Source organism: Nostocoides jenkinsii Ben 74 (genome assembly GCF_001046875.1).
Taxonomy (GTDB): domain Bacteria; phylum Actinomycetota; class Actinomycetes; order Actinomycetales; family Dermatophilaceae; genus Nostocoides_A; species Nostocoides_A jenkinsii.
In genome coordinates this window covers 1,249,977-1,262,943 of sequence record NZ_HF571038.1, presented here as the reverse complement: position 1 = coordinate 1,262,943, position 12,967 = coordinate 1,249,977, and the positions used below count along the sequence as shown (strand labels likewise).

The following is a 12,967-nucleotide window of genomic DNA, read 5'->3' as shown; positions in this document are numbered from 1 at the left end:
CCGCCGGGGACGGCCGGCCAGACAAACCCGCCACCGCCGCCGACGGCAACCAGCCACGGCTATCCACCTGTCCCGGGACCCGACGGGTCACCGGAGCGCCCGATCGATCCATCCACTGGGGGACACGCATGACCACCTCGAATCCCGACCAATACGGCTCGACCAGCGGACCGCGCGACGGGCAGCCGGGCGCCTTCCAGCCGATCCCGACGCCGGCCCCCGGTGCCGGGGCGCCGACGCCGACCCCGCCGCCGGCCTCAGCGCCGGCCCCCGCTTCCGCACCCGGCGAGGCCGACGGCTGGCACCCCGGTCGTGGCGCGGGCAATTTCGACAACAAGAAGGGCCTCCTCGCGGCGGCAACGCCGCTGGCGTTCATCGCGTTCTTCGCCTTCGGGATGATGGGCGGCTGGGCCTGGTCGTGGATCTTCTTCTTGGTGCCCTCGGCCCTTGCGGCGTTCATGCGCGGCTCCGGTCGCGACTGCTGACCTGAGCGAGCACACCGACCCGTGACCGTCCTCGCCCTCGGACTCGGGTCGCGCGGGGACGTGCAACCGATGGCCGCACTGGTGGCGGCTCTGGTGCGGGAGGGGGTCGATGCCCGGGTCGTCGTCTGCGCCGATCTCGAGCCGGTTGCGCAGTCCATCGGTGCACCTACGGTGGCCATCCCCGTCCGGGCTGAGGACGCCACCGAGCTCGTCCGCTCGACCGGCGGCTCACGGCTATTCCGGACGAGGCTGGGGCAGGCGCACCTGCTCCGCCGATGGGTGGCCGATATCGCCCCGGCCGTGGCGGGCACCGTCCTGGCCGCGACGCAGCCGGGCGACACCCTCCTGACGGGCATCCTGACGCGCGAGCTCGCCACCGCGCTTGGACAGGGACGCGGCTGCCGGGTAGCCACGATGCTGTTCACCGGGCAAGTCCCGACCGCGCATCGCGACTCGCACTTTGCCCAGGAGTTCTTCACCCCGTTCGCTGCCTACAACCGCTGGGGGTCGCGGCTGAGTTGGCGGGTGGCGACCGGGCTCGGCGCGTCGGCGGGCCGGATCGCGCGCGACCGGCTCGGCATACCTCCTGGTATTGCGCGCGACCGCCTCGACGCCGCCGACCGCCATCCGATCATCCTGGCCGCGAGCCCCCTGCTCGTGCCCAGGGCACCCGATTGGCCGACCAATCTGCACCAGACTGGGGCGCTCGTGGCAGAGGAGTCGGCGGACCTGCCGCAGACGGTCCGCGACTTCCTCGCGGTGGGTCCACGGCCCGTCTACGTCGGATTCGGCAGTATGGGGCCGATTCTGGGCGACGAGGCGGCCGAACTGGCGCGCGCCGCCGCTCGCCTGGCGGGGCTGCGGGTGATCCTGCCCTCGTCTCGCGAGGTGACCCGCGCGGAAGGCGACGCGCTTGAGGTCGGGTCGGTGCCCCATACGGCCTTGTTCAGGCAGTTGGCCGGGATCGTCCACCACGGCGGCGCGGGCACGACGTGGGCGGGTCTCAGCTCCGGAATCCCTTCTGCTGCGGTGCCTTTCGGGGTGGACCAGCCCTACCACGCCGCCCGTCTGCATCGGCTCGGGGTGGGACCCCCACCCATCCCGATTCAGCGCCTCACCCCGCTCGGGCTCGCCTCCATGCTCACCCAGCTGACCGCCGGGACGTATGCCGCGCGCGCCGCCGAGGTGGGCCGGCTCGCCCGGGCGGAGCGCGGCATACCGACGACGATTGAGACCCTCGCCCGGCTCAATCTCATCTGAGCCACCCAACCCGGCCCACCCGCCCAGCTCAGCCCACCCAGCTCAGCCCCACCTGGCCCCACGCGCCCACGGGACCCACCCGGGCACCCTGCGGACGCAATAACCTTCGGCGGACGCAAAAGCTATTGCGTCCTCCGAAGGTTATTGCGTCCGCGGCGGGGGGGGCGACGTCACGCAGGGGGCGGCTCACGCATGGGGCGTCTTTGTCCCCATGATCCAGGCGTCGAAGAACGACGAGAGTTCCCGGCCGGTGCGCTTCTCGATGAAGGCGAACAACTCCGCCCGCGTACCCGTTCCGTCGGCAGTCCTGGGCCAGGCACTGACCACGTCCCAGAACACCCGGTCGCCAACCTTGCGGCGCAACGCATCCCACATCAACGCAGGGGACACATAGACATTGCGGAGGGCGAACTTGGTCGGGTCGTAGTCGCCGGGCGGTCCCGCCTCGGCGCGGTACTCGGCATCCTTCGCGCGCGCCGTCGCGAGCGTCGAGTCCAGCGGCTCGTCGAGGAACTCATCGGCGTAGAGCCACTGGAGATATAGCGCCATCCCTTCGTTCATCCAGACGTCGCGCCAGTCGGCCGGGGTGACCAGATCGCCATACCACTGGTGTGCCAACTCGTGCACCAGGACGAGAGGGGCCCGTTCAGGCGGGAGGCCAGAGGACATAGTCACCAACGTCTGGGTCTCCATTGCGCCGTCCATGTCGGTGACCACGATGCCGAGGGACGCGAAGGGATACGGCCCGAGCCGGGCTTCGAGCCACTCCAGTTGCTTCGGGGCTTTGACCAGGATGGGCAGGAGCGCGGCATCCATCGGGCGCGTCCACAGGTCGATCGGGAAGCCGCGTCGGGTGGTCCGCTCGGTCGCGGCATACGGGCCGATCGCGAGGGCGGTCAGATAGGACGCGGCGGGATCCGCCAGTTGCCACCACGTGGTGCGACCGTCCTTGCCGGACGTGCACGAACGCAACATGCCATTGGCGATGCCTACCTGACCCGAATCGCGCGCTCCGCGCACGCGTACGACGATGTCGTACAGCGCCTTGTCGGCGGGCTGGTCGTTGACCGCGTACCAGGTGAACGCGCCATACGGTTCCTGGGATGTCCACACGTCGCCGTTGGGCTCGGCGACGAGGCCGAGCCGCTCACTGTCCGCACGCGTCGACGGTCCGGGGACGGGCCGGGGGGTGCCGGAGTAGCGAATCTTGAGCTGAATCCGCTTGTCCCGCTTGACTTTCAGCGAGACCCGCAACTGATCACCGGAGTGGGTGAACGGCAGCATCCGAGAGCCCAGCCGGACGTCGCGCACGCGCAGGCGCGAGGACAACGCCAAGGCAACCTCGGTGTCGTCGGCCGTCGGTCGCAGCGTGACGTGCTCGACGCCCGACAGGCGCTTGGAGGGCGAACTCCAAGTGAGATCGAGAAGGTAATGCAGAACGTCGACGCTGGGATCGCCATACGCCGGATAGACGCTGTCTTCCCGAGGCGTGCTCTCGGCGCTGTCGAGGACCGGTGACTCGGGATCGATTGCGCGGGGGAGCCGGCGACCCGGTGGCGCCAGCGAGCACGCGTCCGCGGCTGGTGTGGTCGGTTGCATCGAGGGCGAGAGCGAGGATTGGGACGAGGCGGGGTTGTGCGCGGAGCTAGTCGCAGTCGGAGCCGCCGTGCCCGGGTGACTCGACCTGGCGGGCTGAGGCGCGGTCGGCTGCGGCGTGCTGCCAGTGCAGCCAGCCAGAAGGGCAACCGCCAGCGCACCCCCCACAATGCCCCGCACGTTGTCCCTCGTCTCCCCGCCGGCTACCCGGATGTCCCCCCCGATGACGATATCCCGGCCGGGCCCCCACCCGCCCGCGCAGGGGCTATGCCGGGCCCTGACCTGCGGATTCGTCGACCCGTGGCGCCCCGTGGCCTCTCTCGGGCGAGTAGAAATGACCATGGACCGACAGCATGTGGTTGCCTTCACCGGCCCATGGGACAGCCAAGTCGTCGCGACCTCCGTGCACGCGGGTCACCAGGTGCGGCCCGACCTCGCCGAGGTGATGATCCTTCCCGAAGCCGATCGGTTCCGCGAGGAAGACCCGTTCACCGACCAGATTGCGGCGGCGGTGCCGAGCCGCATGATCACCCCCACCTCCCGCTTCGAGGTGGACCTCAATCGGCCCCGCCGGGAGGCGGTCTATCGCACCCCGCAGGATGCGTGGGGCTTGCAGATCTGGCGTGATGAAGTGCTCCCGGAGGCGCTATTCCACGAGAGTTTGCGGACATGTGACAGCGTGTATGCCGCGCTCGCCGCCCGCCTCGACGCCGTCGCCGAGCGCGGCCCCTTCGTCCTCCTGGACGTCCACTCCTACAACCATCGCCGCCCCGGGCCCGATCAGCCGCCCGAGCCGGCGGTCGACAATCCGGAGGTCAACCTGGGCACCGGCTCGGTGGACCGCAGCCGCTTCGGTGCACTCGTGGATCGGTTCGCTCGTGACCTGGCCGATCCCGAGCTCGGCTGCGGGCCGGTGGACGTGCGCGAGAACGTGAAGTTCGAGGGCCGGCAACTCGCGTGGTGGGTGCACGATCGTTACCCGCGCATCGGCTGTGTGTTGGCGCTGGAGTTCAAGAAGACCTTCATGGACGAGTGGACCGGGGTGCCCGACCGCGACGCGATCGCCTGTGCCCGAACGAATCTCGCAGCCGCCCTCCCCGGCTTGGCGACTGAGCTGGCGGCGCTGTCGTGACGGAGGTCGTGGAGCTCACCCCAGAGGATCTGGCCATCGATCATGCGCTCGCGCAACTCTCGGCGAGTCTGCGCTTCCTGCTCGAGGTGACGCCGGTGGACGCCGCGTCGGCGCGGGCGGCATACGACGAAAAGCGAAGCGGTGACCCAGTTTTCACCTATCGCGAACTGCAGATTGACCCCGAGGTGGCTGGCGCGCAACTCGCGGCCATCGATGTCTCGGCGGTCGAAAACCCGACGCTCGGGCACCTGCTGCGCGCCAAACACCGAGAGCTGGAACTGCAACTCGCGATGCTGGCGGCGCGCGACAGCGAGGACTTCCTCGCCTTGTCCATCGAACTGTATGGCGGTGTCGCCCCAGCCCTGCGCGAGCAAGCCGAGGCGGTGCTTGGGAGCGTTCGGCATACGGAATCGGCGGGGGAGGCGCTCGACGCGGAGAGTTTCCTGGAACTCGCGCTCGCCGAGGTCGCGCGCTATCGCGAGCAGGATCCTGACATCGAGATGCATGCAGAGATTCGCCCCGACGCCTCGGGCGTTCTCGTCTCGGGCAATAGCCTGCTGATCGGTCCGGAGTCAGTGGTGCAGGCTCGACGTGCCGAGGCGCTGATTCACCACGAGGTCGGGACCCACCTCGTGACCCAGGTCAATGGCTCGGCGCAGCCGATCAAAGTGCTCGGCTCGGGCTTGGCGGGCTATGACGAGACGCAAGAAGGCTTGGCCGTCCTCGCCGAGATTCTCAGTGGCGGGTTGACCGCATTTCGGTTGCGGCAGTTGGCAGCTCGCGTCCTGACGGTGCATCGCCGGATCGGCGGAGCGAGCTTTCGCGAGGCCCACGACGCCTTGGTCGACGAGGGTTTCCCGGAGCACAGCGCGTTCACGACGGTCATGCGCATCTTCCGGGCCGGCGGGATGACGAAGGACGCGATCTATCTGCGCGGCCTGGTCGACCTGCTTGGCCATCTGCGCGGTGGCGGGCGGCTGGATCTGCTGTGTCGCGGAAAATTTGCCCTGCGCGATCTGCCGCTGATCGAAGACCTCGATGCGGCCGGGATCCTGCGCCCGGCTCGCCTGATCCCGCGCTATCTGCTCGACCCGGCGGCCGCCGACCGGCTGGCCGCCGCAGCCCAGGCCGACGACCTCGGCCAACTCCTGGAGGTGCCCGTATGAAGATCGGCTTCGTCGTCAACGACGTCGCGACCGAGAAGCCCGTCTACACCACCAATCGGCTCGCCATGACCGCCAAACAGCTCGGGCACGAGGCGTGGTTCATGGGCGTCGGCGATTTGTCCTATCAACCGGACGGGTCCATCTCGACCAAGGCCCGGCGCGCGAGTGGCAAGTCCTATCGCTCGCTCGAGCGGCACCTGGCGGATGTTCAAAAGCCAGACATCGAAGAGTTGATCGGGCTCGCGGAGTTCGACGTGGTCATGTTGCGCAACGACCCCGCCGACGACGCCGAGAGCGCGCCGTGGGCGCCCAATGCCGCGGTGGCGTTCGGGCAGTTGGTTGCCGCGCTCGGGGTGCTCGTGGTCAATGATCCGACGTGTTTGGCCAATGCCCTCTCGAAGGCCTACTTCCAGCATTTCCCGCAGATCGTGCGCCCGCGGACGCTGATCTCCCGCGACGCCGACCTGATCGACGAATTCGTCAGCGACCTCGGTGGCCGGGCCGTGCTCAAACCTCTGCAGGGCTCGGGTGGCAGCGGCGTCTTCCTCGTCGACCGCAAGGAGTCGCCGAACCTCAACCAGATCATCGAAGCGATCAGCCGGGACGGCTATGTCGTGGCGCAGGAGTATCTCCCGGAGGCCAAGAATGGTGACGTGCGCTTCTTCGTCATGAACGGCCGTCCGCTGGAAAGCAAGGGGGCGTATGCCGCGTTCCGCCGGGTCAGCGCCGGCACCGATCTGCGCTCGAATATGTCGGCCGGCGGGAGCGCCAAGTCGGCGAAGGTCACCGACGAGATGCTGGAACTGATCGATATCGTGCGCCCCAAGCTGGTCGCGGACGGCATGTTCCTCGTCGGGCTCGACATCGTCGGCGACAAGCTGATGGAGGTCAACGTTTTCAGCCCCGGAGGGCTGGGCAGCGCGAAGGGGATGACCGACGTGGACTTCGCGCCCATCATCATCGAGGAACTCGAGCGCAAGGTGAACATCCGCCGCCACCACCCGGAGATCGACAACCGCACGCTCGCGACGACCTGAAGCCCAAATCCCCGGGTGAAGCGTCACGCGCTTTGAGGGAGCGCCTGCGCCAAGAGGCGGAGCCGGGACGTGCTGGAAGCGCGACATCCGTCGCTCCATCGCGCCCAGCGGGCCGCCGGGCATAGCGTGTCCGGGTGCCCTCCTCACGATCCACTCTGCTGCGCGACGAGCGGTTCGTGTTGCTGCTGATCGCGCGCACTCTGTCGATGCTGGCGATGGCCTTCGCGCCCGTGGCCATCGCGTTCGGGGTGCTGGACCTGCCGGGAGCAACGGCCACCACGTTGTCGGTCGTCTTGGCGGCGGAGTCGATCGCCTTGGTTCTTTTCACCCTGATCGGCGGGGTCATCGCGGACCGCTATCCGCGCGATCGCGTGCTGCAGGCGGCCTCGTGGGTCAATGCGCTCCTGCATGGCGTCATCGGCCTGATGCTGCTCACCGGGCACGCACCCATCCTGGGCCTGGCGGCGATGACCTTCCTTGCTGGGGTCGCTGGCGCCCTCGTCTGGCCGGCGATGACCGGGATCATTCCCGATATCGTGCCTGCCGCCTCGCTGCAGGACGGGAACGCGCTGATCGGGTTGGGCGGCAACACGGCTCGCGTCGCGGGCCTCGTGGCGGGCGGCATCGTGGTCGTCGCGATCGGCGGTGGCTGGGCTCTCATCGCGGCGGGCACGGTGTTCCTGGTCGCTGGCCTCTGCGTCGGTCGCCTGCGCTTGGGCGTCACGCCGCGCGATGCTGTCGCCGGCCCATCGGTGTGGTCGGAATTGCGCGACGGCTGGTCGGAGTTCCGGTCGCGCACCTGGCTCTGGGTCTGTGTCTTGCAGTTCTCCGCCTTCGTCATGGTGTGGCAGGCGGCCCATCTCGTCCTCGGACCAGTCGTCGCCAAGACGGCACTCGGTGGTGCCGGCGCCTGGTCGACCATCCTCGTCATCGAGTCCCTGGGGCTGATCCTCGGCGGGCTGCTCGCGCTGCGGTGGCGGCCGGCATACCCCATCCGGGTCGTGGTCTTGCTGAGCTTCCTCGGTGCCCCGCCCTATCTCTTGCTCGGCCTGCACGCCCCGCTCGCCGCGATCTGCGTCGCGAGCTTCGGGCTGGGCCTGGCCTTCGAGATGCTGACGATCTTTTGGCAGACGACGATGCAGCGCGAGATCCCGCCGGACTCGCTCTCCCGGGTCAGTTCGTATGACGCCCTCGGCTCCCTCGCCCTCGGCCCCCTCGGGATCATCCTGGCCGGGCCGCTGGCCGATGCGTATGGCGCCCACCGCGTCTTGCTCGCCTGTGCGGCCGTCATGGTGGTCACCAGCGCGGCCTCGCTGTCGGTGCCGAGTATCCGTAACCTGCGCGCGGAGCCGCGCGACGGCATACCCCCGCACGTGCCCGACTCTCCGGCCGACCTAGGCCCGGCGGTCACTCTGCCCCAGTGATGGCACGTGGTGGGGAAATTTGCTGATGCCAGGGCGACACCAAACTTCCCCACGACCGGACTCGGTCGGCGGGCGGATTTGTCATGAGCCTCGGTATGATACGTGTATCGCAGAAAGGTCTGGTCATGCCCCTGTCAGTGCGGCTCACGCCAGAAGAAGACTCTCGACTCGATCGACTCGCAGCCAGGACTGGGCGCTCGAAGACCTTCTACGTGCGCCAGGCCATAAAACTCCACCTCGCGGAACTTGAGGAGCAGTACTGGGCTGACGAGGCCATTCGTGACTGGGAGGCGTCAGGGAGGACGTCACGCCCAGCCGGTGAGCTCTGGGGCGAGTTGGGCGTGTGAGTCAGTGGGAGCTGCGGACGGCCTCCGCGTTCGACAAGGTTGCGCCCAAACTCGACCCGCCCGCCCTTCGCCGAATCAAGGCGTACCTGGACGAAGTTTGCGAGTTGGAGGACCGGCGCGCGCGGGGCAAAGGGCTGACAGGAGACCTCGCGGGCTACTGGCGATACCGCGTTGGTGACTACCGCGTGCTCGCGCATATCGACGACAGCGAACTTGTCATCGTCGCGGTGACCACGGGTCATCGGTCGGGAGTGTATTAACCCTCCCGTCTGCCCTGCGGAGGTCGGCGGGTGGATTCAGGCAGCCCCGATGTCGTCGGACGGAGGGGGCGGCGGGGCGCGATTAGGCTGGCCCGATTCCCGAGACGGACACGCACGATGGAGAGCACAGGCGATGGCGAGCACGAAAACTGAGGCGGGCGGGCAACATACGGCCGACTCGCACGACCTGATCCGCGTCGTCGGGGCACGGGAGAACAACCTCAAGGAGGTCAATGTTGAGCTGCCCAAGCGGCGGCTGACGGTCTTCACCGGAGTGTCCGGCTCGGGCAAGAGCTCGCTGGTCTTTGCCACCATCGCGGCCGAGAGCCAGCGGATGATCAACGAGACCTACTCGACCTTCGTGCAGGGCTTTATGCCGACGCTCGCGCGACCGGATGTCGACCTGCTGGAGGGGCTGACGACGGCGATCATCGTCGACCAGGAGCGGATGGGCGCCAACATTCGCTCGACCGTCGGCACGGTCACCGATGTCAACGCGATGCTGCGCATTCTGTTTAGTCGGTTGGGGCAGCCTTATATCGGCACGTCGAAGGCGTTCTCGTTCAATGTCGCCTCCGTATCCGGCGCGGGCGCCGTGACGATGACCAAGGCCGGGCAGCAGATCAAGGAGCGCCGAGAGTTCAGCATCCAGGGCGGCATGTGCCCGCGCTGCGAGGGCGTGGGCAAGGTGAGCGACTTCGACTACACGGCGATTTATGACGAGAACAAGTCGCTGCGCGAGGGGGCGCTGCAGATCCCGGGCTACTCGATGGACGGCTGGTATGGCCGTGTCTTCATGGGCAGCGGCTTCTATGACCCGGACAAGCCGATCAAGAAGTTCACCAAGCGCGAGCTGCACGACCTGCTCTACAAGGAGCCGACCAAGATCAAGGTCGACGGCATCAATGTCACCTACGAAGGCGTCATCCCGCGCATCCAGAAGTCGATGCTGTCCAAGGACCGCGAGGCGATGCAGCCGCACATCCGCGCCTTTGTCGACCGCGCCGTCACCTTCCAGACCTGCCCCGACTGCGCGGGCACGCGGCTGAACGAGGCGGCGCGCAGCTCGAAGATCAAGGGCATCAATATCGCGGATGCCTGTCAGATGCAGATCAGCGACCTCGCCGAGTGGGTGCGCGAACTCGACGATCCTTCCGTCGGGCCGTTGCTGGAGGGCCTGCAGGAGACGCTCGACTCCTTCGTCGAGATCGGGCTCGGCTACCTCTCGCTGGACCGGTCATCCGGCACGCTCTCGGGCGGCGAGGCGCAGCGCACCAAGATGATTCGCCACCTTGGGTCGGCGCTGACCGATGTCACCTATGTCTTCGACGAGCCGACCATCGGGCTGCACCCACACGACATACAACGGATGAACAACCTGCTGATCCAGTTGCGGGACAAGGGGAACACCGTACTCGTCGTGGAGCACAAGCCCGAGGCGATCGCCATTGCCGATCACGTCGTCGACCTCGGGCCAGGGGCCGGGACCGGTGGTGGGGAGATTGTGTATGAGGGGGATGTCGCCGGTCTGCGCGGCAGCGACACCTTGACCGGCCGGCACCTGGACGACAAGGCGTCGCTGAAGGATGGGGTGCGCAGGGCATCCGGGAAACTCGAAGTCCGCGGGGCCACGGAGAACAACCTCAAGGATGTGGATGTCGACATCCCGCTCGGCTGCCTCGTTGTGCTGACGGGGGTCGCCGGGTCGGGGAAGAGCTCGCTGATCCGCGGGTCGGTGGAGAAGCTCGACGGCGTCGTCACCGTCGACCAGTCGGCGATCAAGGGCTCGCGGCGGAGCAATCCGGCGACCTATACCGGTGTGCTGGAACCGATTCGGAAGGCTTTCGCCAAGGCCAATGACGTCAAGCCCGCGCTCTTCAGCGCCAATTCCGAGGGCGCTTGCCCGACGTGCAATGGCGCGGGCGTGATCTATACCGACCTCGCGATGATGGCCGGCGTCTCGACGCCATGCGAGGAGTGCGAGGGCAAGCGCTTTGCGCCCTTCGTCTTGGACTACACCTTCGGCGGCAAGAACATCGCCGAGGTGCTGGACCTGCCGGTGGCCGAGGCGGTTGACTTCTTCGGTGCCGGTGAGGCGAAAACGCCTGCCGCGCAAAAGATTCTGGAGCGCATGAAGGATGTGGGCCTGGGCTATGTCCGGCTCGGCCAGCCGCTGACCACGCTGTCCGGAGGTGAGCGCCAGCGGTTGAAGCTCGCGACGCAAATGGCGGACAAGGGCGATATTTACGTCCTCGACGAGCCGACGACCGGGCTGCACCTGGCCGATGTCCAGAACCTGCTCGGGATGCTCGACCGACTCGTGGACTCCGGGAAGTCGGTCATCGTCATCGAGCACCACCAGGCGGTCATGGCCCACGCCGACTGGATCATCGACCTCGGACCGGGGGCCGGGCACGATGGCGGTCAGGTGGTATTCGAGGGCACACCCGCCGACCTGGTTGCGGAGCGAAAGACTCTCACCGGCGAGCACCTGGCCGACTACGTCAAGAAGTGATAGCGCCGCGCGCTTGACCCGCCGCTGAAAATTTTTCACGGGCAGGTGTCCTTTTGCCGGGGTGCCGTTCGTGGAGATGTCGTAAGCACCCAACCAAGGAGTAGAACCCATGGCTCAGTACCTGTTGTCCGTCTGGCACGACGACCAGAACTTCCCTCAGACCACGCCCGAGGATATGGAGCGGATGTTCGTCCAGGTCGGCGCCTTCAATGAGGAGGTGCAGGCGGCCGGCAAGTGGGTCTTCGCCGGCGGTCTCCACCCGATCACCACGGCCACCGTCGTCGACGCGAGCAAGGGCGACCCGGTCATCACCGATGGCCCGTATGCCGAGTCCAAGGAGCAGATGGGCGGCTTCTGGGTCATCGAGTCCGAGGACCTCGACGAGGCGCTCGAGTGGGCCCGCAAGGGCTCGGCCGCCTGCGAGGGCCCGGTCGAGGTGCGTCCCTTCCAGGGCGAGTGAACCGCGCCGCATGTTCAACGGGGAGCGCCACGACCTCGACCGGCTCGATCGCATTTTCCGCGAGGAGCACGGTCGGGTCGTGGCGGCCCTGACCCGTTATCTCGGCAGCATCGACCTCGCCGAGGACGCCGCCTCCGAGGCGTGTGTCGTGGCCCTGGAGACCTGGCCGCGCGACGGCATACCTCCCAATCCCGGCGGTTGGCTCACGACCACCGCTCGACGCCGCGCGATCGATCGCCTTCGCCGCGAATCGACCCGCACCAGCAAGGAGGGCGAGGCCCACATGCTGCTCGAACTCCACGGCACCGATGGCCCCACGCCCGACGAGTCCTCCATCGAGGATGACCGGCTGCGGATGGTCTTCACCTGCTGCCACCCCGCTTTGGCGCCCGCAGCGCAGGTCGCGCTGACCCTCAAGGTGCTCGGCGGTCTCTCGACGGCCGAGGTGGCCGCGGCCTTCCTCGTGGAGGAGGCCACGATGGCCAAGCGACTGACCCGCACCAAGGGCAAGATCGCGGTGGCCCGCATTCCCTATGAGGTGCCGGGGGATGCTGCCCTGCCCGCACGACTCACGGCGGTGCTCACGACGATCTATCTCATCTTCAACGAGGGCTACCTGCCGGGCGGCTCGACCCAAGAGACCGGCGACGCGGTGCGGCCGGACCTCACCGGTGAGGCGATCCGGCTGGCCCGTCTCGTCGTCGAACTCATGCCCGACGAACCCGAGGCGGCCGGGCTGCTCGCGCTGATGCTGCTCACCGAGGCACGCCGTGCGGCGCGGGTCGAGGATGGTCGACTCGTTACCCTGGCGGATCAGGACAGATCGCTGTGGGACCGCGAGCTGATCGCCGAGGGGCACGACCTCGTGCGGAGGTGCCTGCGGCGCAACGCTCCTGGCCCCTTCCAGATCCAGGCGGCCATCAACGCCGTCCACACTGACGCCCCACGCGCGGAGCGCACCGACTGGGCGCAGATCGTCGCACTCTATGACCAGTTGTATGCCGTGTCGCCGACCCCCGTCGTCGGCCTCAATCGCGCTGTGGCACAAGCAGAAGTGGCCGGGCCCGAGGCGGGGTTGGCAGCCATCGATGCGGTCCACGGCATTGAGTCACTCGACTGCTACCACCCGCTGCACGCCACCCGGGCCGAGTTGCTGCGACGGAACGGGGACGCGGACGGTGCGCGGGCGGCATACGAACGGGCACTGGACCTGGCCACGAATCCAGCCGAGCGCGCCCACCTCTCCGAGCGGCTCAGCTCTTTGGAGATGCTCTGAACACATGAG

General features: G+C 67.8%; 11 protein-coding genes and 1 pseudogene. 11 read left to right on the top strand and 1 reads right to left on the bottom strand.

Annotated features, from left to right (window positions below; all coding sequences use genetic code 11):
* Window positions 1-485: pseudogene (locus BN13_RS05815) on the top strand (hypothetical protein); the annotation flags it as partial.
* A gap of 21 nt (window positions 486-506) precedes the next feature.
* Entirely contained in the window at window positions 507-1,745 is a 1,239-nt protein-coding gene (locus BN13_RS05810) for a glycosyltransferase (protein WP_048545190.1), read from the top strand.
* A 186-nt stretch (window positions 1,746-1,931) separates the two neighbouring features.
* On the opposite strand, the gene BN13_RS05805 is transcribed toward BN13_RS05810, so the two are convergent.
* Entirely contained in the window at window positions 1,932-3,344 is a 1,413-nt protein-coding gene (locus tag BN13_RS05805) for a M1 family metallopeptidase (protein ID WP_048545188.1), read from the bottom strand.
* A gap of 337 nt (window positions 3,345-3,681) precedes the next feature.
* Between BN13_RS05805 and BN13_RS05800 the strand changes: the two genes are divergently transcribed.
* The 9 genes from BN13_RS05800 to BN13_RS05760 all read left to right on the top strand — a co-directional run bounded on the left by BN13_RS05800 (window position 3,682) and on the right by BN13_RS05760 (window position 12,958).
* Entirely contained in the window at window positions 3,682-4,473 is a 792-nt protein-coding gene (locus BN13_RS05800) for an N-formylglutamate amidohydrolase (protein WP_053079736.1), read from the top strand.
* Entirely contained in the window at window positions 4,470-5,639 is a 1,170-nt protein-coding gene (locus tag BN13_RS05795) for a flavohemoglobin expression-modulating QEGLA motif protein (RefSeq protein WP_048545184.1), read from the top strand. Before BN13_RS05800 ends, BN13_RS05795 begins: the two co-directional genes overlap by 4 nt.
* A complete protein-coding gene (locus BN13_RS05790) occupies window positions 5,636-6,676 on the top strand; it encodes a glutathione synthetase (RefSeq protein ID WP_048545183.1) in 1,041 nt (346 codons plus the stop codon). The genes BN13_RS05795 and BN13_RS05790 overlap by 4 nt, the downstream gene beginning before the upstream one ends.
* Window positions 6,677-6,810: 134 nt before the next feature.
* A complete protein-coding gene (locus BN13_RS05785) occupies window positions 6,811-8,100 on the top strand; it encodes an MFS transporter (RefSeq protein WP_048545181.1) in 1,290 nt (429 codons plus the stop codon).
* A 125-nt stretch (window positions 8,101-8,225) separates the two neighbouring features.
* Entirely contained in the window at window positions 8,226-8,447 is a 222-nt protein-coding gene (gene relB, locus BN13_RS05780; RefSeq protein WP_048548926.1) for a type II toxin-antitoxin system RelB family antitoxin, read from the top strand.
* Complete coding sequence (locus BN13_RS05775) at window positions 8,444-8,707, top strand: type II toxin-antitoxin system RelE family toxin (RefSeq protein ID WP_084733592.1); 264 nt, start codon at window positions 8,444-8,446, stop codon at window positions 8,705-8,707. The genes relB and BN13_RS05775 overlap by 4 nt, the downstream gene beginning before the upstream one ends.
* A gap of 133 nt (window positions 8,708-8,840) precedes the next feature.
* On the top strand, window positions 8,841-11,222 hold the full coding sequence (locus BN13_RS05770; RefSeq protein ID WP_048545179.1) for an ATP-binding cassette domain-containing protein: 2,382 nt from the start codon (window positions 8,841-8,843) through the stop codon (window positions 11,220-11,222).
* A gap of 109 nt (window positions 11,223-11,331) precedes the next feature.
* Complete coding sequence (locus BN13_RS05765) at window positions 11,332-11,682, top strand: YciI family protein (RefSeq protein WP_048545177.1); 351 nt, start codon at window positions 11,332-11,334, stop codon at window positions 11,680-11,682.
* Between the two features lie 10 nt (window positions 11,683-11,692).
* Window positions 11,693-12,958 (top strand): RNA polymerase sigma factor, encoded by a 1,266-nt coding sequence (locus tag BN13_RS05760; protein WP_048545175.1) that lies wholly within the window; start codon window positions 11,693-11,695, stop codon window positions 12,956-12,958.
* Window positions 12,959-12,967: the final 9 nt, after the last annotated feature.